The following is a 19,686-nucleotide window of genomic DNA, read 5'->3' as shown; positions in this document are numbered from 1 at the left end:
GCCCCATCTCCGTCGATTTGAAGATTTCTGCAAGTGCTAAAGTCTTCAGAGTCGTCGGAGGGGTGAGTCGTGTCGGTGCCGCTGTACCAGGCCAAGGCGGAGCTGTTCCGCACCCTCGGGCACCCGGTCCGCATCCGGGTGCTCGAACTGCTCCAGGACGGGCCGTTGCCGGTCCGCGACCTGCTCGCCGCCATCGACGTGGAGGCGTCCAACCTCTCCCAGCAACTCGCCGTGCTGCGCCGCGCCGGCATGGTCACCTCGTACCGGGACGGCCCGCTGGTGATGTACGCGCTCAGCACCCCCGACGTGGCCGACCTGCTCGCCGCCGGGCGGCGCATCCTCGGCGCGGTCCTCACCGACCGGGACGCGCTGCTGGACGAACTGCGGGCCTCCGGGACGGACCGGTGAGCGGGGCGGCCCTTCGCGCCGGTGACCTCGTACGGCAGGCGGGCCGGCTGTTCGGCGGGCTGCTGCCCGGCCGGGCCGACTGGGCGGCAGTGCGCCGCTCGCCCCGGCGCGACCTGCTCGCCGGGCTCACCGTCGCCGTGGTGGCGCTGCCCTTGGCACTGGCCTTCGGCGTCACCTCCGGGCTCGGCGCGCAGGCCGGTCTGGTCACCGCCGTCGTCGCCGGAGCGGCCGCGGCGATCTTCGGCGGCTCCAACCTCCAGGTCTCCGGTCCCACCGGGGCGATGACAGTCGTGCTGGTGCCGGTGGTGCAGCAGTTCGGCGCCGGTGGCGTGCTGATGGTCGGCGCGCTGGCCGGGCTGATCCTGATCGCGCTCGCGCTGGCCCGCCTCGGCCGGTACGTCCGCTACCTGCCGGCCCCGGTGATCGAGGGCTTCACCGCGGGCATCGCCGTGGTCATCGCGCTGCAACAGGTGCCCGCCGCGCTCGGCGTCGCCGGAGCGCACGGCGAGAAGGTGTGGGCGGTGGCCGCCGACGCGGTCGCCCGGTTCGCCGCTCAGCCCCGGCCCGCGGCGATCGCCGTGGCGCTCGGTGTGGCGGCGATGATGCTGCTCGGCGGCCGGTGGCGGCCCGCCGTGCCGTTCTCCCTGGTCGGGGTGGCCGCCGCGACGCTCCTCGCCGAGCTGGCCCCGATCGACCTGGCCCGGATCGGTGAGCTGCCGCAGGGGCTGCCCGCGCCGTCGCTGGACTTCGTGGACCTCGGCTCGCTGGGCGTCCTGCTGCCGAGCGCCCTGGCCGTGGCCGCGCTCGCCGCCCTGGAGAGCCTGCTCTCCGCCACGGTGGCCGACGGCATGACAGTCGGCGAGCGGCACGACCCGGACCGGGAACTGTTCGGCCAGGGCCTGGCCAACCTCGCCTCCCCGGTCTTCGGCGGCATCCCGGCGACCGCCGCCATCGCCCGTACCGCTGTGAACGTCCGCGCCGGGGCGTCCTCGAAACTCGCCGCGCTCACCCACGCGGTCGCCCTCGCCGCGATCGTGCTCGCCGCCGCCCCGCTCGTCGGCCGCATCCCGCTGGCCGCCCTGGCCGGGGTGCTGCTCGCCACCACGGTCCGGATGGTGGAGGCGGCCTCCCTGCTGGCGCTGATGCGGGCCACCCGGGCCGACGCGGTGGTGCTGGTGCTGACGTTCGCCGTCACGGTGATCTGGGACCTGGTCACCGCAGTGGTCGTCGGGCTCGCCGTCGCCGTGGTCCTGGCGCTGCGCGCGGTGGCCCGCAGCGCCAAGCTGGAACAGGTGCCGCTGGACACCGGCGAGCACAGCGACGAGGAGCACGCGCTGCTCGCCGAGCACATCGTCGCGTACCGGCTGGACGGTCCGCTGTTCTTCGCCGCCGCGCACACCTTCCTGCTGGAGCTGGCCGAGGTGGCCGACGTGCGGGTGGTGATCCTGCGGATGTCCCGCGTGTCCACCATCGACGCGACGGGCGCCCAGGTGCTCGGCGACGCCGTCGCCCGGCTGCGCGGCCGGGGGATCACGGTGCTGATCTCCGGCATCACCCCGGGCCACGACCAGGTGCTCAGCACGCTCGGCGTCGCCGACGAGCTGCGCCGCGAGGGCCTGGTGTTCGCGGACACCCCGGCCGCCATCCGGTACGCCAGAGGTGTCGCCCTCGCCGCGAGCCACGCCTAGGCTTTCGTCACCTCGGCGTCCACCTCCTTCTGCTTCCGCACGCCGAAGATGATCAGGTAGCCGAGGATCCAGACCTCGCCCACGGTGGCGGGCACCACCAGCAGGTCGCCCACGGCCCCGGCGCCGGGCGCGAGGTACGCGACGAACGTCATGAGCACGTAGCCGGCGCCACCGGCGACGAGGACCCAGCCCAGCGGCCGGGGTAGCCAGCCCGAGCGGAGCACGCACCAGCCCATCGGCACCAGCCAGAGGCCGAAGAAGAGGCCGCCCACCTCCCACAGGTTCCCGCTGACCAGATAGAGCAACTGGACGGTGCCGGCGTCGCCCGGCCCGCCGGTCGCGACCTGCAGAGCCGTCGCGAGGACGGCGGCGCTGCCGAGGATCGCGACGGCGTTGACCAGCCCGAAGGCGGCGATGCTGCCCGCGGCGGTGCCGTCGACGGTACGGAACAGCCGGTAGAACCAGACGGCGGTGAGCGTCTGGGTGAGGACGACCAGCAGTTCGAGCGCGATGCCGGCGCGAGCCAGCGGCTCGTGGGCCACCAGGTTGGCAAGCGTCGTGCCCGCGTCGTCGGCGTCGAAGATCATCGGCCGGACGGTGAGGAACCCCAGCGCGCCGGTGACGGCGAGCCCGAGGTAGAACAGCCCGGTCACGCGGGCGGTGCGGATCAGCTGGTGCATGGCGGCTCCTTCGGGGGTGGTCGACATGCCGTGGCGGGGGTTGCCTTACGTCGTAAGGCCAACCATACGTTGTAAGGTCAAGGGGAGATGGGAAGCCGGATGGGAGCGCGGAAGCCTCGGGAGCCGCTGAGCCGCGAGCGAGCCCTGGCCAGCGCGATCGCCCTGGTCGACGCCGAAGGGATGGCCGCGCTCACGATGCGCCGGCTCGCCGCCGAACTCGGCGTCGAGGCCATGTCGCTCTACCACCACCTGCCCGGCAAGGCCGGACTGCTCGACGGCCTCGTGGACGCCGTCGCCGCGGAGATCACCTCAGCCGCCGAGCGGGCCGAGGCGGACGCGCCCGGCGCCGACTGGCGAACCCGGCTGCGGCTGCGCTTCCTCGCCGCGCGTGCCGTCATGCTGCGGCACCCGTGGGCGCCGGCGCTGCTCAGCTCCCGCCCGACCGTCCCCGCCGGGGTGTACGCCTACTACGACGGGATCCTCGCCACGCTCGTCGACGGCGGCTTCTCGTACCGGATCGCCCACCGGGCGCTGCACGCCTTCGGCAGCCTGGCGCTCGGCTTCGCGCAGGAGGTGTTCCGCCCGGACGCGGGCGGGGAGGCGGACGCGGCGGAGGCCGAGATGGTGGCGCTGGCCGAACGGCTGCCGCACCTGGCCGCGATGGTCGCCGCCGAGACGCACGACATGGCGGATCCGACGCTCGGGTGGTGCGACAGTCAGACCGAGTTCGAGTTCACCCTCGACCTGCTCTTCGACGGCCTGGAGCGACACCGGCCGCGCTGACGTCCCGGCGGGTTCGGGCGGCGCCCGGCGGGTACCAGGACGGCATGACTGATCCGGTTGAGCTGTCCGAACTGCACGCCGGAGGCGCCGACCCCGACGACGTCACCCCGGACGAGCCGCACGCGGACCTGGACGGGACCGACGAGAACTCACCGGCGGAGTTCGGCCTGCCGACAGACGGCACCGCCCCCGCCGAGGAGGACCCCACCCAGTCCTGACGCGCCCGCCGCCGTCGTCGCCGCGCCGTGGGTGGAACGTCATGGGTGTCTACGGCCCCGTTTGACACCCATGACGTTCCACCGACGGTTGTGAGGGCTGAGAGCGCTAGTTGGGCAGGGCGGCGAGGCCGGCCAGCAGTTCCCACCGCTCGGCCTCGGTGAGCACCGCGTACGCCGGTTCGTCGCGGCGGTCGGTGTCCGCCTCGATCGCCGCGCGTTCCGGGCCGTCCGGCAGCGCGCGGATCTCGTCGGCGGTCAGCCCGGCGGCCCGCCACGCGGCCCGGTGCGCGTCCGCGCGGTGGTGGCGCAGCGAGCCCAGCCGGGTGACGAGCAGCAGCGCCGGGGAGGCGCCCTCCGGCTCGTACGGCGGGGACATCGCCCGGAACACCGGCCCGCCGGTGGCCTGCGCGTGCGTCAGCACCCGGCCGACCAGGTCGGCGAGGCGGGGCACGATGCTCAGACCGGGCAGCACCCCGGGCAGCATGGTCCACAGTTCCTCGGCGGCCTCGCCGGTGGCCCGCTGGGCGAACAGCGTCAGCTCGCGGCCGAGGTCGGTGAGGTGCCACGCGCCCTCGGCGTCCCGGACGACGACGCCCTGCTCCAGTTCCTCGTCCATGCTCCCGGAGGTGTAGACCAGGCCGTCGGCCAGCGCCCCGGCGGGCATCGGCCGGGCCAGCACACTGGAGAAGAAGCTGTTCTCCGCGCCGAGGGTGCAGCCCCGCTCGGCGTAGAACGCCTCCATCCGGGCGCGGGCTCCCCAGCGGGCGCCCACGTAGACCCGGTCGATCGCCGGCCGGACCAGTCGCGCGTAGCTCACCGTCGTCTCCACGCCGCCGGACCCTACCGGCGGCGGGCGTCGCGCGGGGCCCTGTCGCAGAGCCCCGCGCTGCTCACTCGGGGACGCGGCGGTAGGCGCCGTCGCTGGCCGAGGTCGCCATCGACGCGTACGCGCGCAGCGCCGCCGACACCGGACGCTGCCGGTCGACCGGGGTGTACGGGCGGTCCCGCTTCTCCTCGGCCACCCGGCGCGCCTCCAGCTCGTCGGCGGGCACGTTCAGTTCGATCGACCGGCCCGGGATGTCGATGACGATCTCGTCGCCGTCACGGACCAGCGCGATCAGCCCGCCCGAGGCCGCCTCCGGGGAGACGTGCCCGATGGACAGGCCGGAGGTGCCGCCGGAGAACCGGCCGTCGGTCAGCAGCGCGCAGGAACGGCCCAGCCCACGGCCCTTGAGGAACGAGGTGGGGTAGAGCATCTCCTGCATCCCGGGGCCGCCCTTCGGGCCCTCGTACCGGATCACCACCACGTCCCCGGCGACGATCTCCTTGGCGAGGATCGCGGTCACCGCGTCGTCCTGCGACTCGTAGACCTTGGCCGGGCCGCGGAACGTCAGGCACTCCTCGGGCACACCGGCGGTCTTCACCACGCAGCCGGCCGGCGCGAGGTTGCCGTGCAGGATGGCCAGGCCGCCGTCCGCGCTGTACGCGTGCTCCCGGTCGCGGATGCAGCCGCCGGCCGCGTCGGTGTCCAGCGACGACCAGCGGTTGGCGGTGGAGAACGGCTCGGTGGTGCGCACCCCGCCCGGCGCGGCGTGGAACAGCTCGACCGCCTCTCGCGTGGCCGAGCCGCCCCGGACGTCCCAGTCGGCGAGCCACTCGTCGAGGCTGGGGGAGTGCACCGCGCGCACGTCGCGGTGCAGCAGCCCGGCACGGTCCAGTTCGCCGAGGATGGCGGGGATGCCGCCGGCCCGGTGCACGTCCTCCATGTGGTAGTTCGGCGAGTTCGGGGCGACCTTGGCCAGGCACGGCACCCGGCGGGAGATCGCGTCGATGTCGGCGACGCCGAAGTCCAGTTCCGCCTCGCGGGCGGCGGCGAGCAGGTGCAGCACGGTGTTCGTGGAGCCGCCCATCGCCACGTCGAGGGCGATCGCGTTCTCGAACGCCTCCCGGCCGGCGATCGAGCGCGGCAGCACCGAGGCGTCGTCGTTCTCGTACCACTGCTTGGCGATCTCCACGACGGTGCGCCCGGCCTCGACGAACAGCGACCGCCGCGCGGCGTGGGTGGCGAGCGTCGAACCGTTGCCGGGAAGGGCCAGGCCGATGGCCTCGGTGAGGCAGTTCATCGAGTTGGCGGTGAACATGCCGGAGCAGGAGCCGCAGGTCGGGCACGCGGAGCGCTCGATCTCGCCGAGCTGGTCGTCGGTGACCGCCTCGTTCGAGGAGGCGATCATGGCGTCGATCAGGTCGATTTTCCGGATCGAGCTTGCGAGATCCGCATCAGGCTCGGCGTGGACGACTCCGTCCGCGGCGTAGCCGCGCACCTTGCCGGCCTCCATCGGGCCGCCGGAGACGAAGACGGTCGGGATGTTGAGCCGCAGCGCGGCCAGCAGCATGCCCGGGGTGATCTTGTCGCAGTTGGAGATGCAGACCAGGGCGTCCGCGCAGTGCGCGTTGACCATGTACTCCACCGCGTCGGCGATCAGCTCCCGGCTGGGCAGGGAGTAGAGCATGCCGCCGTGGCCCATGGCGATGCCGTCGTCCACGGCGATCGTGTTGAACTCCCGGCCGACGCCGCCGGCCTCGGCCACCGCGTCGGCGACCAGGCCGCCGAGGTCCTTGAGGTGGACGTGACCGGGTACGAACTGGGTGAAACTGTTCGCGATGGCGACGATCGGCTTGCCGAAGTCGTCGTCGGTCATCCCGGTGGCCCGCCAGAGGGCCCGGGCGCCGGCCATCGTCCGACCGTGGGTGGAGGTCCTCGACCGCAGCTCAGGCATGACAACCAGTCTGACACCATCCGCGCGGCCATCCCGCGGCGCGCACCCTGTGTCCCAACAGTTGCACACCCGGTGCCCCACGGGAGGCGCTCATCCGGCAGAGTTGACGCGTGCAGTCGTCCCCGGGGATGGTCACCGTCGCGGTGTTGAGCGGCATCGTCGCGGCCGGTGCCGCCGTGCTGCTCGCCGCGTCGGTGCGGCGCCGCACCGGCCCCCGCCGGCCGGCCCACCTGCTGCTCGCGGTCGCCGCCGGGGCCGCCCTGTTCAGCCTCCTGGTCGGTCTCGGCGGCCTGCTGGCCGCCGGTGACCACTGGGCGCACCGGCAGGGCCAGCGGACCGGGTGGGCGGTCCTCGTCTCCGTCGGTACGACGCTCGCGGCGCTCGGCCTCGGGGCCGCCGTCCTGCGGCTGCCCGGCGCCGCCGCGACCCGGGCCGCCACCGCCCGGCTGCTGCTCGACGGCCTGATCATGGGCAGCGCGCTCTGGTTCGTCGGCTGGGTGGCGTTCAGCGAGCCGACCCGGGTGCTCGGCGACGCCACCCCGGTCGCCTGCCTGCCGATCGTGCTGGCCACCGTCAGTGCGGCGCTCACCACCGGGCTCACGATGATCGTCGTGCTGCGGGTCGCGCCGCCACGCGGGTGGCTGACGCTGCTCGCCGCCGGCGCGATAGCGGTGACGGCCGGCGGGCTGGCCGTGTCCGCCGGGCTCTGCCAGGCCGGCCCGGGCATGGTGCTCACCGGCGCGGTGCTGACCGCCGCCGGTCTGCTGGCTACCGCCGTGGCCGGGCGCCGGGCCGACCTCACGCAGCTCGACGTCGACTTCATCCGCCGCGACGGCGAGTACGCCTTCGTGCCGATGTTCGCCATGGCGGCCTCCGCGATGTACCACCTGGTGCAGGGCGGCGGATTCGACGGGTACGCCATCGTGGCCGGCACCGTCGAGGGGTTCGCGCTGGTGACCCGGCAATACCTCGCCCTCAACGACGTACGCGGCTACGCGATCCGGCTCGCCGAGCGGGAGGCGCACTTCCGCGAGCTGGCGCACACCGACCCGCTGACCGGGCTGGCGAACAGGCGCGGGCTGCTGCGCGCCCTGCACCGCAGTGCCGAGGCCGGCGTGCCGTGCGTGCTGCTCGGGCTCGACCTCGACGGCTTCAAGAACGTCAACGACATGCGCGGGCACGACGTCGGCGACGCGGTGCTGATCGAGGTGGGGCGGCGGCTGCGGGGCAACCTGCGCCCGGGTGACCTGGCCGCCCGGCTCGGCGGCGACGAGTTCGCGGTGCTGATGCACGGGCCGGCCGACCCCGGCCCGGTCGCCGACCGCCTGCTCGGGGTGCTCGGCCGCCCGTACGAGCAGGGGGACGGGCCGGTCTTCCTGTCGGTGAGCATCGGGGTGGCCGCCGGGCACGGTGAGCAGGACGTCGAGCTGCTGCTGCGCAACGCCGACCTGGCGCTGCGCTACGCCAAGCAGCGGGGCAAGAACCGGATCGAGCGCTACGACGCCACGTACGACCAGTTGCTGAGCCGGCGGACCCGGATGGAGCACGAGCTGCGCGGCGCGATCGAGCGCGACGAGCTGCGGCTGGTCTTCCAGCCGGTGGCCTCGCTGCCGTCGGTGCGGCCGGTCGGCGCGGAGGCGCTGCTGCGCTGGCGGCACCCGGAGCTGGGCAACGTCCGGCCGGACGAGTTCATCCCGCTCGCCGAGGAGTGCGGGATGATCGCCAAGCTCGGCGCGTGGGTGCTGCACCAGGCCTGCTACCAGCTCTCCCGCTGGCTGGCCGACGGGCACGACGTCTGGGTGTCGGTGAACGTGTCGCCGCGTGAGCTGCACGCCCCGGAGTACGTGGTCCAGGTCGCCGACGCGCTGCGCGCGCACCACGTGCCGCCGCAGCGGCTGGTGCTGGAGGTGACCGAGCACGCGGTCGCCACCGACCTGGACGAGCTGATCCGGCGGCTCACCGCGCTGCGGCTGACCGGCGTCCGGATCGCGTTGGACGACTTCGGCGCCGGCTACTCGTCGCTCGGCCAGCTCCGGCGGCTGCCGATCGACATCCTCAAGATCGACCACAGTCTGGTCGCCGAGCACGAGCCGGTGCGGCCGGTCGGGCGGGACGGCCCGGCGTTCGCCCCGATGGTCGACATCGTCATGCGCCTGGGCCACCAGTTGGGGCTGGAGGTGATCGCCGAGGGCGTGACCAACCCGACCGAGCTGGCCGCCGTGGTGGCCGCCGGCTGCCGGTTCGGCCAGGGCGCGCTGTTCGGCTGGGGCGTACCGGCCGAGCACCTGGAGGCGATGCTGGAGGCGGCCACCGCCCCCGGCAACCGGCACAGCGCGATGCCGCCGGTGCCGCCGCCCGCGCCGGCGCGCGCCCCGTCGCCGCTGCTGCCGCGGCTGCGCAACAACCCGCCCGCCGCGGTGCCCGCCCAGCGTCCCCCGATGGGGGGATCTTCGCAGGTGGCGGCGGGCGCGGAGGGGCTGCCGACGGCCGACACTCCCACGTCCGTGAACCAAAATGTGGGATCAGTTGACTCATCGCGTGAGATGCGTCAGGCTTAGCCGCATGTCGTCGAACCGGTCGCCGCGAGTACTTACCTGAGCGCACTCTCCCACCGAGAGTGCGCTGGCCCCGTGCATCCTGCACGTGGGCTTTTTTGTTGCCGTCGGACCATCGCCGGGACCTCCCCGTCCCATCCTGAGAAGCGCGTCACCCACTCACTTCCGAAGGCTTGAACCGCCATGACGAGACCCACGCCAGAGACCCTCGCCCACTCCGCCCGCCGTGCCCGTTCCGGCACCGGCGCGGCCGGTGACTCCGACCCCGCCGCCCGCTCCGGCCGTACCGTCCCGGCGGCCACCACCACCGAGACGCCCGTACGGGAGCCCGCCACCGCGCAGGTCTCGGGCGCGGGTTCGCTCGTGCGGTCGCTCGAGGCGCTCGGCGTCGACGTGGTCTTCGGCATTCCGGGCGGCGCGATCCTGCCCGCCTACGACCCGCTCTACGACTCCACGGTCCGGCACATCCTGGTCCGCCACGAGCAGGGCGCCGGGCACGCGGCCACCGGTTACGCGCAGGCCACCGGCCGGGTCGGCGTGTGCATCGCCACCTCCGGCCCGGGCGCGACGAACCTGGTGACCCCGATCGCGGACGCGTACATGGACTCGGTCCCGATGGTGGCGATCACCGGCCAGGTGGCTCGGCCGTCGATCGGCACCGACGCCTTCCAGGAGGCGGACATCCAGGGCATCACGCTGCCCATCACGAAGCACAACTTCCTGGTGCAGACCGCCGACGAGATCCCCCGCGTGCTGGCCGAGGCGTTCCACCTGGCCGCGACCGGCCGCCCGGGCCCGGTGCTCGTCGACATCCCCAAGGACGTGCTCCAGGCGCCGGCGACGTTCTCCTGGCCGCCCACGCTCGACCTGCCCGGCTACCGGCCCACGCTGCACCCGCACGGCAAGCAGATCCGGGAGGCGGCCCGGCTGATGACCTCGGCCCGCCGCCCGGTCCTCTACGTCGGCGGCGGCGTGCTCAAGGCCGGCGCCACCGAAGGGCTGCGCAAGCTGGCCGAGCAGACCGGCATCCCGGTGGTCACCACGCTGATGGCGCTGGGCGCGTTCCCCGACTCGCACCGCCAGCACCTGGGCATGCCCGGCATGCACGGCACCGTCGCCGCGGTCTACGGCCTGCAGAAGGCCGACCTGATCGTGGCGCTGGGCGCCCGCTTCGACGACCGGGTGACCGGCAAGCTCGACTCGTTCGCGCCGGACGCGGCAGTGGTGCACGCCGACATCGACCCGGCCGAGATCGGCAAGAACCGGCACGCCGACGTCCCGATCGTGGGCGACGCGCGGCACGTGATCGACGAGCTGATCGCGGCGGTCACCGCCGAGCAGGCCGCGCACCCGTCGGTGGACCTGACCGACTGGTGGGCGCAGCTCGACGACCTGCGCGAGCGCTACCCGCTCGGCTTCGAGGAGCCGGCCGACGGCACGCTCTCCCCGCAGTACGTGATCAAGCGGCTGGGCGAGATCGCCGGCCCGGACGCGGTCTACGTGGCGGGCGTCGGCCAGCACCAGATGTGGGCCAGCCAGTTCATCTCGTACGAGAAGCCGCACACCTGGCTCAACTCCGGTGGCCTGGGCACCATGGGCTACGCCGTCCCGGCCGCGATGGGCGCCAAGGTCGGCAAGCCGGACACCACCGTGTGGGCGGTCGACGGCGACGGCTGCTTCCAGATGACCAACCAGGAGCTGGCCACCTGCGCGCTGGAGGGCATCCCGATCAAGGTCGCCGTGATCAACAACGGCAACCTCGGCATGGTGCGGCAGTGGCAGACCCTGTTCTACGGGGAGCGCTACTCCAACACCGAGCTGGGCACGCACAAGCACCGCATCCCGGACTTCGTCAAGCTCGCCGAGGCGCTCGGCTGCGTCGGGCTGCGCTGCGAGAACGCCGCCGACGTGGACAAGACCATCGAGGCGGCCATGGCGATCAACGACGCGCCTGTGGTCATCGACTTCGTGGTCGGCAAGGACGCGATGGTCTGGCCGATGGTCGCCGCCGGCACCAGCAACGACGAGATCATGTTCGCCAGGGGTGTGCGCCCCGCGTTCGACGAGGACGAACTCTAATGACTATGCACACGCTGTCCGTGCTGGTGGAGAACAAGCCGGGTGTCCTCGCCCGGGTCTCCGGGCTGTTCTCCCGGCGCGGGTTCAACATCGACAGCCTCGCCGTGGGCGAGACCGAGAACCCGGACGTCTCCCGCATCACCATCGTGGTCAACGCCGAGTCCTCGCCGCTGGAGCAGGTGACCAAGCAGCTCAACAAGCTGGTCAACGTACTCAAGATCGTGGAACTGGACCCGCAGGTGTCGGTGGCGCGGGAGCTGCTGCTGGTCAAGGTCCGCGCGGACCGCACGGCCCGCGCCCAGGTGCTGGAGACGGTCGGCCTGTTCCGCGCCCGGGTGGTCGACGTCGCGCCGGACACGCTGACCGTCGAGGCCACCGGCACGCCGGACAAGCTCGACGCGCTGCTGCGCGACCTGGAGCCGTTCGGCATCAAGGAGATGGTCCAGTCCGGCACCGTGGCCATCGGGCGGGGCTCGCGGGCCATCACCGCCGGCCCGGCCCTGCGCGCCGCCTGATCCGTACCCACAAGTTTTTCGACGGGCCGACGGGCACCGCCGTACGAAAGGGAAGTCAATGAGCGTTGAGGTGTTCTACGACGACGACGCCGACCTGGGCCTGATCCAGGGCCGCAAGGTCGCCGTGATCGGGTACGGCAGCCAGGGCCACGCGCACGCGCTGTCGCTGCGCGACTCCGGCGTCGACGTGGTGATCGGCCTGCCCGCCGGGTCGAAGAGCCGGCCGAAGGCCGAGGAGCAGGGCCTGCGGGTGCTCACGCCCGCCGAGGCGGCGGCCGAGGCCGACGTGATCATGATCCTGGCGCCGGACACCGCCCAGCGGCACATCTACGCCGAGTCCATCGCGCCGAACCTGGCCGCGGGCAAGGCGCTGTTCTTCGGGCACGGCTTCAACATCCGGTACGGCCTGATCAAGCCGCCGGCGGACGTGGACGTGGCGATGGTCGCCCCGAAGGGCCCCGGTCACCTGGTCCGCCGCCAGTACGTCGACGGCAAGGGCGTGCCCTGCCTGGTCGCCGTCGAGCAGGACGCCAGCGGCAACGCGTTCGGCCTGGCCCTGGCGTACGCCAAGGCGATCGGCGGCACCCGGGCCGGCGCGATCCGGACCACCTTCACCGAGGAGACCGAGACCGACCTGTTCGGCGAGCAGGCGGTGCTGTGCGGTGGCGCGGCGGCGCTGGTGCAGACCGGTTTCGAGGTGCTCACCGAGGCCGGCTACGCGCCCGAGGTGGCCTACTTCGAGTGCCTGCACGAGCTGAAGCTCATCGTCGACCTGATGTACGAGGGCGGCATCGCCCGGATGCGCTACAGCATCTCCGACACCGCCGAGTACGGCGACCTGTCCCGCGGCCCGCGCGTCATCGACTCCCGGGTCAAGGACGAGATGCGCAAGATCCTCGGCGAGATCCAGTCCGGCGAGTTCGCCCGCGAGTGGGTGGCCGAGGACGAGGCCGGCCGGCCGAACTTCGCCAAGTGGCGGGCCGAGGGCGCGGCGCACCCGATCGAGGAGACCGGGCAGAAGCTGCGGGCCATGATGAGCTGGGTCGACCGGCCGATCACCGAGACCGCCTGAACCCTCCCCACGTGCGGCCCGCGACCCGACGCTCTCCCCGGCGTCGGGCCGCGGGCCGCCGTCCGTTCACGTCCTGGGACACGGTGAGTAACGCCTCGTCCCGTACCGCCCCCGGTGAACGGGGGATGACAGGCGTGCGACGGGCCTGTGTGAGGGCGCTCACCCCGCAGTCCGGGACACGCCGGGCGGGCGGCCCCCTACCATCCTTGGTGTGGTGCCCGAGCGCACCCGACGGCCGTGGCACGGATCGGCGCAGGGCGCAGCGCGGCGTCCCGGCGCCCCAGGCCGAACCATTACCGAGCGTCTACGAGGACCGATGAATCCTGTCGTACTGATCGCCGAAGAACTTGCCCCCGCCGCCATCGAGGTGCTCGCGCACGACTTCGACGTGCGCCACGTGGACGGCACCGACCGCCCCGCTCTGCTCTCCGCCCTCTCCGAGGCCGACGCGGTGATCGTACGCAGCGCCACCCAGATCGACGCCGAGGCGATCGCCGCCGCGCCGCGGCTGAAGGTGGTCGCCCGGGCCGGTGTCGGCCTGGACAACGTCGAGGTGCCGGCCGCCACCGCGCGGGGCGTCATGGTCGTCAACGCGCCCACCTCGAACATCGTCTCCGCCGCCGAGCAGGCCGTCGCGCTGCTGCTCGCGGTGGCCCGCAACACCGCCAGCGCCAGCGCCGCGCTCAAGGCGGGGGAGTGGAAGCGGTCCAAGTACACCGGCGTCGAGATCCAGGGCAAGACCGTGGGCGTGGTCGGCCTCGGCCGCATCGGGGTGCTCTTCGCGCAGCGCATCGCCGCGTTCGGCACCCGGCTGATCGCGTACGACCCGTACATCCAGCCGGCCCGTGCCGCGCAGCTCGGCGTCCGCCTGGTCGGGCTGGAGGAGCTGCTGCGGGAGAGCGACTTCATCTCGATCCACCTGCCGAAGACGCCGGAGACGGTCGGCCTGATCGGCGAGAAGGAGCTGGCGATCGTCAAGCCGGGCGTCCGGATCGTCAACGCCGCCCGCGGCGGTCTGGTCGACGAGCAGGCGCTCGCCGACGCGATCGCGGAGGGCCGGGTCGCCGGCGCCGGCGTCGACGTGTACGCCAAGGAGCCGTGCACCTCCTCGCCGCTGTTCGCCTTCGACAACGTGGTGGCCACCCCGCACCTGGGCGCCTCCACCAACGAGGCGCAGGACAAGGCCGGCCTCGCGGTGGCCAAGAGCGTCAAGCTCGCGCTCCAGGGCGAGTTCGTCCCGGACGCGGTGAACGTGCAGGCCGGCGGCGTGGTCGCCGAGGACGTCCGCCCGCTGCTGCCGCTGGCCGAGCGGCTGGGCCGGGCGTTCACCGCCCTGGCCGGCGGGGTGGCCGCCAGCGTCACCGTCGAGGTGCGCGGCGAGATCGCCGCCCACGACGTGTCGGTGCTCAAGCTCGCCGCGACCAAGGGCCTGTTCAGCTCCGTGGTGGAGGAGCAGGTCACCTACGTCAACGCGCCGCACCTGGCCGCCGAGCGGGGCGTCGAGGTCACGCTCGCCACGCCGGGCGAGACCGTCGACCACCCGAACCTGGTGACCGTGCGCGGGGCGCTGCCGGACGGGCGCACCGTCCGCGTCTCCGGCACCGTGGCGCACACCGGCACCCGCGACGTGTTCAAGCTGACCGAGGTGGACGGCTTCGACGTGGAGATCGGCGCGGAGGGCATCCTGGTCTTCCTGCGCTACGCCGACCGGCCCGGCGTGGTCGGCACCGTCGGCACGCTGCTCGGCGAGGCCGGCGTGAACATCGCCGCCATGCAGGTGGCCCGCCGCGAGGCCGGTGGTGAGACGCTGATGACGCTCACCGTCGACCAGGCGCTCGGCGCCGACCTGCTGACCTCCGCCGCCGACTCGATCGGCGCGGTCGCGGCCAGCGCGGCCGACCTGCGCGACGTGTAGTCCGAACAGGACACAGCGGGGCCCGGCCGGATCGGCCGGGCCCTTCGTCGTCCCGGTGGGTCAGGAACGGACGCGGGCCGGTGGCGGGTAGACCGAGCCGTCCTGCGCGTCGAAGAGCATCAGGTCGTGCTCGCCGGCCAGCCGCTCGATGTCCAGGAGGACCTGGTCCGGGCAGGTCGGATGCAGGTTCATCTCGATGTGGTCGGCGGCCGTGTGCAGTGGCGCCACCTCCCACGGCGTACCGGGCCGGGCCGGGCGGTCCGGGTAGCTCGCCGTGATCGCCCGGTAGAAGGCGACGAGTCGCGGGTCGGGGTGCTGCTCGCCGTGCCAGCCGTCGCGGCACTGCTGCACCGCCGCGCGCACCTGCTCCGGTGTCGCCCCGTTCGGCAGGGCCCACACGCTCAGATCGAAACTCACGGCGGACAGCGTGCCATCCCGGGCCCGGCCCGTCACCTCTGCCCCACCGTGCGTTCACCGCTGATTGCCGACACCGTTCACCCGGCGTCCGCTGTGGAGACTCTTGCGTCGAGTTGCGTCGATTCGCTAGCGTACCGATGCGGTTTCCGCTGAGTCGATCCCCGGCCCGTCTTCGGGTGGCGTGGTCGGGCGCCCGGCCCCTCGGCCCGCACCCCTCGATTGCGCGAGCCACGCGCACTCGTCGCTGACCGGCCCTCACGGTCGTTGCCGAGACCGTGGGGGCCGATCGCGCTCCGCGCCGGGCAGCGGATCAGCGCCGGTGGTGCGCGAACAGCGGCCGGTAGTCCGAGTCGTGACGGAACCAGGCCAGCCCGGCCGGTCCGGCGGCGTACAGGGCGGTGGCGTAGGCGTCGGCGACGGCGAGGTTCGGGCCGAGCACGGTGGCGGCCACCAGCCGGTCGGTCGGCTCGCCGGTGTGCGGGTCGACGACGTGGCCGCGCCGGCCGGTGACGCCGGACGTGCCGACCGCGCCCGTCGTCATCTCCAGCACGACAGGTGTCCGGCGGGTGTCGGTGGGGTGGTGCACCGCGACGCGCCACGGCCCGCCGTGCGCCGCGTGTCCGCGTACCGTCAGATCGGCGCCGCTGAGCACGGCGTAGTCGTGGATGCCGGCGGCGCGCAACCGGGCCGCGGCCCGCTCCACCGCCCAGCCGCCGAGCAGGCCGCCCGGGTCGAAGCCGCCGGGCACGGCCCAGGCGTCGAACCAGCCGTCGGTGGCCGCCCGCATCGCGGCGCAGAGGTCGATCAGGTCGGCCAGCGGCGGGTACGAGTCGGGGCTGATCTCGTCGCGGCGCAGCCGGGAGACGAGGCTGTCCGGGCGGTTCGGGCCGTAGGTGAGGTCGACGGCGCGCAGTTCGGCGACGGCGTCGCGCAGCGCCTCGCTGACCGCCCGGTGGCCGAACCACTCCGGCGCGTTGAGCAGCATGGTGTAGTCGGCGGTCGAGGTGGCGACGGTGTGGCGGACGCTGATCCGGCCGGACGCGGCGGCGACGGACCGCTCGGCGCGGTGGTTCGTGGCGCCCAGGTGCAGGTCCGGGCGGGCCGGGCGGAACGCGGACTGGTCGACCCAGCGGGTGCGTGGCTGTTCGTCCGCCCAGTGGGCCCGCCGGTGCTCGATCCGCATGACACCTGCCCCCTCGGTGGTCGCCGCCGCGTCGCGGCGGTGCCGGATTCCGGGCCCCCGTCGGCCCGTGACCCCGACCCTAAGCAGTGGAGATGACCGCACCATGAGTGCCGGCTGGGAGCCTCCTGTGATTCGCCGTCCCGGATGATGGAAGATTCGTACCGGGGGGCGGGACGGCGACGTACGGTTGCGCCTAACGACAAGACGAGGAGCGTCAGGTGGCACACATCGCGGTGGTGGCCGGCGACGGCATCGGACCCGAGGTGGTCGCGCAGGCCCGCAAGGTCCTCGACGCGGTGGTGCCCGGTATCGAGGCCACCGAGTACGACCTGGGTGCGGCGCGCTATCACCGCACCGGTGAGGTGCTGCCCGACTCCGTCCTCGACGAGCTGGCCGGTCACGACGCCATCCTGCTCGGCGCGGTGGGCGACCCGACCGTGCCGCCGGGTGTGCTGGAGCGCGGTCTGCTGCTCAAGCTCCGGTTCGCCTTCGACCAGTACGTCAACCTGCGCCCGTCCCGGCTCTGGCCCGGCGTCGCCGGTCCGCTGGCCGCGGTCAAGCCCGGCGAGGTCGACCTCGTGGTGGTCCGCGAGGGCACCGAGGGGCTGTACGCGGGTGCCGGCGGCGCGCTGCACCGGGACACCCCGGCCGAGGTGGCCACCGAGGAGAGCCTGAACACCCGGCACGGCGTCGAGCGGGTGATCCGCGACGCGTTCGCCCGCGCCGCCCGCCGGGAGCGGCGCAAGGTCACGCTCGTGCACAAGACCAACGTGCTCACCCACGCCGGGTCGCTCTGGGCGCGCGCCTTCGCCGCGGTGGCCGCCGAGCACCCGGACGTGACCACCGAATACCAGCACATCGACGCCGCCGCGATGTTCCTGGTGACGAACCCGTCGCGGTACGACGTGGTGGTCACCGACAACCTGTTCGGCGACATCCTCACCGACATCGCCGCGGCCGTGACCGGTGGCATCGGGCTGGCGGCCAGCGGCTGCATCAACCCCGAGGGGCGCTACCCGTCGATGTTCGAGCCGGTGCACGGCTCGGCGCCGGACATCGCCGGCCAGGGCGTCGCCGACCCGGTCGCCGCGGTGCTGTCCGCCGCGCTGCTGCTGGACCAGCTCGGCCACGCCGACGCCGCCGCCCGGGTCACCGCCGCGGTCGGCACCGAGCTGGCCGCCCGTACGCCCGGGACGCCGCTGCGCACCGAGGAGGTCGGCGACCGGCTCGCCGCGCTCTCCGTAGCCTGACCGGGCCGACCCTGCTGGCGGCCCGGTACCGGGCCGCCAGACCCGTCACCGGGCCCACCCCGACCGTCCGGCGCGTCGTCTCCGCCGGGGCGGAGCTATCCGCTGAACGACCGTTCGGGGTAAGTTTTCTGGCACCAGTGACGTCGGCGTGCGATCCCGCATGCCGTCAACCCGCAGGGAGGTCAGCGCGATGAGCGGTGGTGACATGCTCGATTTCGAGATCCGTCCGAATCCCGCGCCGGTATCCGCCGCCGACCGGGCCGCCCTGCTGGCGAACCCGGGCTTCGGCCGGGTCTTCACCGATCACATGGTCACCATCCGGTACGCCGAGGGCAAGGGCTGGTACGACGCCCGCCTGGAGGCGCGCGCGCCGATCCCGATGGATCCGGCCGCTGCGGTGCTGCACTACGCGCAGGAGATCTTCGAGGGGCTGAAGGCGTACCGCACCGGTGACGCGGTGACGATGTTCCGCCCGGAGGCCAACGCGGCCCGGTTCAACGCGTCCGCCCGCCGGCTGGCCATGCCGGAGCTGCCGGAGGAGACGTTCGTGGAGTCGCTGCGCCGGCTGGTCGAGATCGACCAGGCGTGGATTCCCGAGCACGAGGACGCCAGCCTCTACCTGCGGCCGTTCATGTTCGCCAGCGAGGTCTTCCTCGGTGTCCGCCCGGCCAACGAATACCTCTACTGCGTGATCGCCTCGCCGGCCGGCGCGTACTTCGCCGGTGGCGTGAAGCCGGTGACGGTGTGGGTCTCGCCGGACTACACCCGGGCCGCTCCCGGCGGCACCGGCGCGGCCAAGTGCGGCGGCAACTACGCCGCCTCGCTGGCGGCCCAGGCGGAGGCGATCGAGGCCGGATGCGACCAGGTGGTGTTCCTGGACGCGGTGCAGCGGCGGTACGTCGACGAGCTGGGCGGCATGAACGTCTTCTTCGTCTACGACGACGGCAGCATCGTCACCCCGCCGCTGGGAGGCACGATCCTGCCGGGCATCACCCGCGACGCGATCCTCGCGCTGGCCGCCGAGGCCGGGCACGAGGTGCGGGAGGCGCCGGTCGCCTTCGACGACTGGCAGGCGGACGCGGCGAGCGGGCGGCTGCGCGAGGTGTTCGCGTGCGGCACGGCCGCCGTGATCACCCCGATCGGCGGTGTGCGCTTCCCGGACGGCGAGTTCCTGATCGGCGGCGGTGAGCCGGGCCGGGTCACCATGGCCCTGCGCCAGAAGCTGGTGGACATCCAGCGCGGCCGCGCCGAAGACCCCCACGGCTGGGTCACCCGGGTCCTCTGACGGTCCTCCCGCGGTGATCAAGGAGTTTGCGTCCGGTTCCGGCGCGGACGAGGACACCAACTCCTTGATCACCGCTGGGCAGGGCCGGGGCGGGGCGGCGGTCAGTCCAGGAGGTGGGTGCGGAGGGACTCCAGCTGCGCCTCGGTGACGCCGGCGTGGGTCAGGTAGCCCTCGATCGAGCCGTAGCCGCCGCGCAGCTCGGCGAGGAACAGCTCCATCGCCTCGGCCGGGGAGGCCAGGAACGGCGGCGGCGGTTCCTCCGCGTCCGGCAGCGTGGCGCGGACCCACTCGGCGAAGCGCTGCGACGCGGCGCTGCTGAGCGCGTAGTCGGCGACCACGTCCTCGTCGGGCACCCCGAGCACCGCGAGCGTCAGCGCGCAGACGATGCCGGTGCGGTCCTTGCCGGCGACGCAGTGCACCACCACCGGGGCGTTGGCGCTGTCCGCGATCAGCCCGACCGCCTCGGCGAGGCCGGCCGTGCCGGTGCGCGCCAGGTCGGCGTAGCGGTCGGCCAGGTAGCGGGCCAGGCTGACGCCGGAGGAGTCGAACCGGTTCGCGCCCCAGTCGGCATGCTCGGGGTGGATGTGCCGGTAGGTCAGGCCGTCGTAGTCGGGCACCCGCCCGTCGCGTTCCACCTCGGTGGGGCGGCGCAGGTCGATCACAGTACGGATGCCGAGCGCGGTGAACGCGCTCCGGTCGGTGTCGTCGATGCGGTGCAGCGAGTCGGAGCGGTAGAGCCGGCCGCGGCGGACGGTGCGCCCGTCGCGAGCGGCGTATCCGCCGACGTCGCGGAAGTTGAACAGGGCGGGGAAGGGGCTCTCCGGGGCGTCCACATCCGACACGGTAACGGCCGGCGGGGCG

At 73.4% G+C, this 19,686-nt stretch carries 17 protein-coding genes; 11 read left to right on the top strand and 6 right to left on the bottom strand.

What is annotated here, in order from left to right; translation table 11 throughout:
* The first annotated feature begins 69 nt into the window (after positions 1-69).
* Complete coding sequence (locus tag ACN27C_RS01085; RefSeq protein WP_091419334.1) at positions 70-408, top strand: ArsR/SmtB family transcription factor; 339 nt, start codon at positions 70-72, stop codon at positions 406-408.
* Positions 405-2,096, top strand: a complete 1,692-nt coding sequence (locus ACN27C_RS01080) for a SulP family inorganic anion transporter (RefSeq protein WP_422750224.1) — start codon at positions 405-407, stop codon at positions 2,094-2,096. Before ACN27C_RS01085 ends, ACN27C_RS01080 begins: the two co-directional genes overlap by 4 nt.
* On the opposite strand, the gene ACN27C_RS01075 is transcribed toward ACN27C_RS01080, so the two are convergent.
* Positions 2,093-2,776 carry a DUF4386 domain-containing protein gene (locus ACN27C_RS01075; protein ID WP_422750222.1) on the bottom strand — a complete coding sequence of 228 codons (684 nt, stop codon included), beginning with the start codon at positions 2,774-2,776 and terminating at the stop codon, positions 2,093-2,095. The genes ACN27C_RS01080 and ACN27C_RS01075 overlap by 4 nt on opposite strands.
* A gap of 87 nt (positions 2,777-2,863) precedes the next feature.
* Here ACN27C_RS01075 and ACN27C_RS01070 point away from each other — a divergent pair, with 87 nt between their 5' ends.
* Together ACN27C_RS01070 and ACN27C_RS01065 are read left to right on the top strand one after the other, a co-directional pair.
* Complete coding sequence (locus ACN27C_RS01070; protein ID WP_422750221.1) at positions 2,864-3,559, top strand: TetR/AcrR family transcriptional regulator C-terminal domain-containing protein; 696 nt, start codon at positions 2,864-2,866, stop codon at positions 3,557-3,559.
* Positions 3,560-3,603: 44 nt separating this feature from the next.
* Positions 3,604-3,777, top strand: a complete 174-nt coding sequence (locus ACN27C_RS01065) for a hypothetical protein (protein ID WP_422750220.1) — start codon at positions 3,604-3,606, stop codon at positions 3,775-3,777.
* A gap of 106 nt (positions 3,778-3,883) precedes the next feature.
* Here ACN27C_RS01065 and ACN27C_RS01060 read toward each other — a convergent pair whose 3' ends face one another.
* Together ACN27C_RS01060 and ilvD are read right to left on the bottom strand one after the other, a co-directional pair.
* Positions 3,884-4,606, bottom strand: coding sequence for a hypothetical protein (locus tag ACN27C_RS01060; RefSeq protein WP_422750219.1), 723 nt, complete (start codon positions 4,604-4,606; stop codon positions 3,884-3,886).
* Positions 4,607-4,667: 61 nt separating this feature from the next.
* Positions 4,668-6,554 carry a dihydroxy-acid dehydratase gene (ilvD, locus tag ACN27C_RS01055; protein ID WP_120571302.1) on the bottom strand — a complete coding sequence of 629 codons (1,887 nt, stop codon included), beginning with the start codon at positions 6,552-6,554 and terminating at the stop codon, positions 4,668-4,670.
* A gap of 110 nt (positions 6,555-6,664) precedes the next feature.
* Between ilvD and ACN27C_RS01050 the strand changes: the two genes are divergently transcribed.
* From ACN27C_RS01050 to serA, 5 genes are all read left to right on the top strand, one after another.
* A complete protein-coding gene (locus ACN27C_RS01050) occupies positions 6,665-9,112 on the top strand; it encodes a putative bifunctional diguanylate cyclase/phosphodiesterase (protein WP_422750218.1) in 2,448 nt (815 codons plus the stop codon).
* Between the two features lie 180 nt (positions 9,113-9,292).
* Positions 9,293-11,188, top strand: coding sequence for an acetolactate synthase large subunit (locus ACN27C_RS01045; RefSeq protein WP_422750217.1), 1,896 nt, complete (start codon positions 9,293-9,295; stop codon positions 11,186-11,188).
* Positions 11,188-11,703: an acetolactate synthase small subunit gene (gene ilvN / locus ACN27C_RS01040; RefSeq protein WP_030500879.1), complete on the top strand. Its 516-nt coding sequence runs from the start codon at positions 11,188-11,190 to the stop codon at positions 11,701-11,703. Before ACN27C_RS01045 ends, ilvN begins: the two co-directional genes overlap by 1 nt.
* Positions 11,704-11,761: 58 nt before the next feature.
* Positions 11,762-12,775: a ketol-acid reductoisomerase gene (gene ilvC, locus ACN27C_RS01035; RefSeq protein ID WP_120571299.1), complete on the top strand. Its 1,014-nt coding sequence runs from the start codon at positions 11,762-11,764 to the stop codon at positions 12,773-12,775.
* A gap of 316 nt (positions 12,776-13,091) precedes the next feature.
* Positions 13,092-14,690, top strand: coding sequence for a phosphoglycerate dehydrogenase (gene serA / locus ACN27C_RS01030; RefSeq protein ID WP_120571297.1), 1,599 nt, complete (start codon positions 13,092-13,094; stop codon positions 14,688-14,690).
* 60 nt (positions 14,691-14,750) lie between these two features.
* Here the strand turns inward: serA and ACN27C_RS01025 are convergent, their stop codons facing one another.
* Positions 14,751-15,107, bottom strand: a complete 357-nt coding sequence (locus ACN27C_RS01025) for a hypothetical protein (RefSeq protein WP_205775916.1) — start codon at positions 15,105-15,107, stop codon at positions 14,751-14,753.
* 310 nt (positions 15,108-15,417) lie between these two features.
* Positions 15,418-16,290 (bottom strand): FAD:protein FMN transferase, encoded by an 873-nt coding sequence (locus ACN27C_RS01020; RefSeq protein WP_422750216.1) that lies wholly within the window; start codon positions 16,288-16,290, stop codon positions 15,418-15,420.
* Between the two features lie 218 nt (positions 16,291-16,508).
* On the opposite strand from ACN27C_RS01020, the gene ACN27C_RS01015 reads away from it, so the two are divergent.
* Entirely contained in the window at positions 16,509-17,540 is a 1,032-nt protein-coding gene (locus tag ACN27C_RS01015; RefSeq protein WP_121686051.1) for a 3-isopropylmalate dehydrogenase, read from the top strand.
* Positions 17,541-17,730: 190 nt separating this feature from the next.
* Entirely contained in the window at positions 17,731-18,825 is a 1,095-nt protein-coding gene (locus ACN27C_RS01010) for a branched-chain amino acid aminotransferase (protein WP_121686052.1), read from the top strand.
* 101 nt (positions 18,826-18,926) lie between these two features.
* On the opposite strand, the gene ACN27C_RS01005 is transcribed toward ACN27C_RS01010, so the two are convergent.
* Positions 18,927-19,667: a tyrosine-protein phosphatase gene (locus tag ACN27C_RS01005; protein WP_120571232.1), complete on the bottom strand. Its 741-nt coding sequence runs from the start codon at positions 19,665-19,667 to the stop codon at positions 18,927-18,929.
* Positions 19,668-19,686: the final 19 nt, after the last annotated feature.

Source organism: Micromonospora sp. WMMD1219 (assembly GCF_049315215.1).
In the GTDB taxonomy this organism is placed as follows: Bacteria; Actinomycetota; Actinomycetes; order Mycobacteriales; family Micromonosporaceae; genus Micromonospora; species Micromonospora tulbaghiae.
Note: the sequence above shows the minus strand (reverse complement) of the source record. Positions and strands in the feature narration are given on the sequence as shown.

Bases quoted from the DNA above. Each gene is read 5' to 3' on its own strand.
- ACN27C_RS01075 (WP_422750222.1), bottom strand. From the start codon at position 2,776: ATGCACCAGCTGATCCGCACCGCCCGCGTGACCGGGCTGTTCTACCTC.
- ilvC (WP_120571299.1), top strand. From the start codon at position 11,762: ATGAGCGTTGAGGTGTTCTACGACGACGACGCCGACCTGGGCCTGATC.
- ACN27C_RS01065 (WP_422750220.1), top strand. From the start codon at position 3,604: ATGACTGATCCGGTTGAGCTGTCCGAACTGCACGCCGGAGGCGCCGAC.
- ACN27C_RS01010 (WP_121686052.1), top strand. From the start codon at position 17,731: ATGAGCGGTGGTGACATGCTCGATTTCGAGATCCGTCCGAATCCCGCG.
- ACN27C_RS01070 (WP_422750221.1), top strand. From the start codon at position 2,864: ATGGGAAGCCGGATGGGAGCGCGGAAGCCTCGGGAGCCGCTGAGCCGC.
- serA (WP_120571297.1), top strand. From the start codon at position 13,092: ATGAATCCTGTCGTACTGATCGCCGAAGAACTTGCCCCCGCCGCCATC.
- ACN27C_RS01020 (WP_422750216.1), bottom strand. From the start codon at position 16,290: ATGCGGATCGAGCACCGGCGGGCCCACTGGGCGGACGAACAGCCACGC.
- ilvD (WP_120571302.1), bottom strand. From the start codon at position 6,554: ATGCCTGAGCTGCGGTCGAGGACCTCCACCCACGGTCGGACGATGGCC.
- ACN27C_RS01045 (WP_422750217.1), top strand. From the start codon at position 9,293: ATGACGAGACCCACGCCAGAGACCCTCGCCCACTCCGCCCGCCGTGCC.
- ilvN (WP_030500879.1), top strand. From the start codon at position 11,188: ATGACTATGCACACGCTGTCCGTGCTGGTGGAGAACAAGCCGGGTGTC.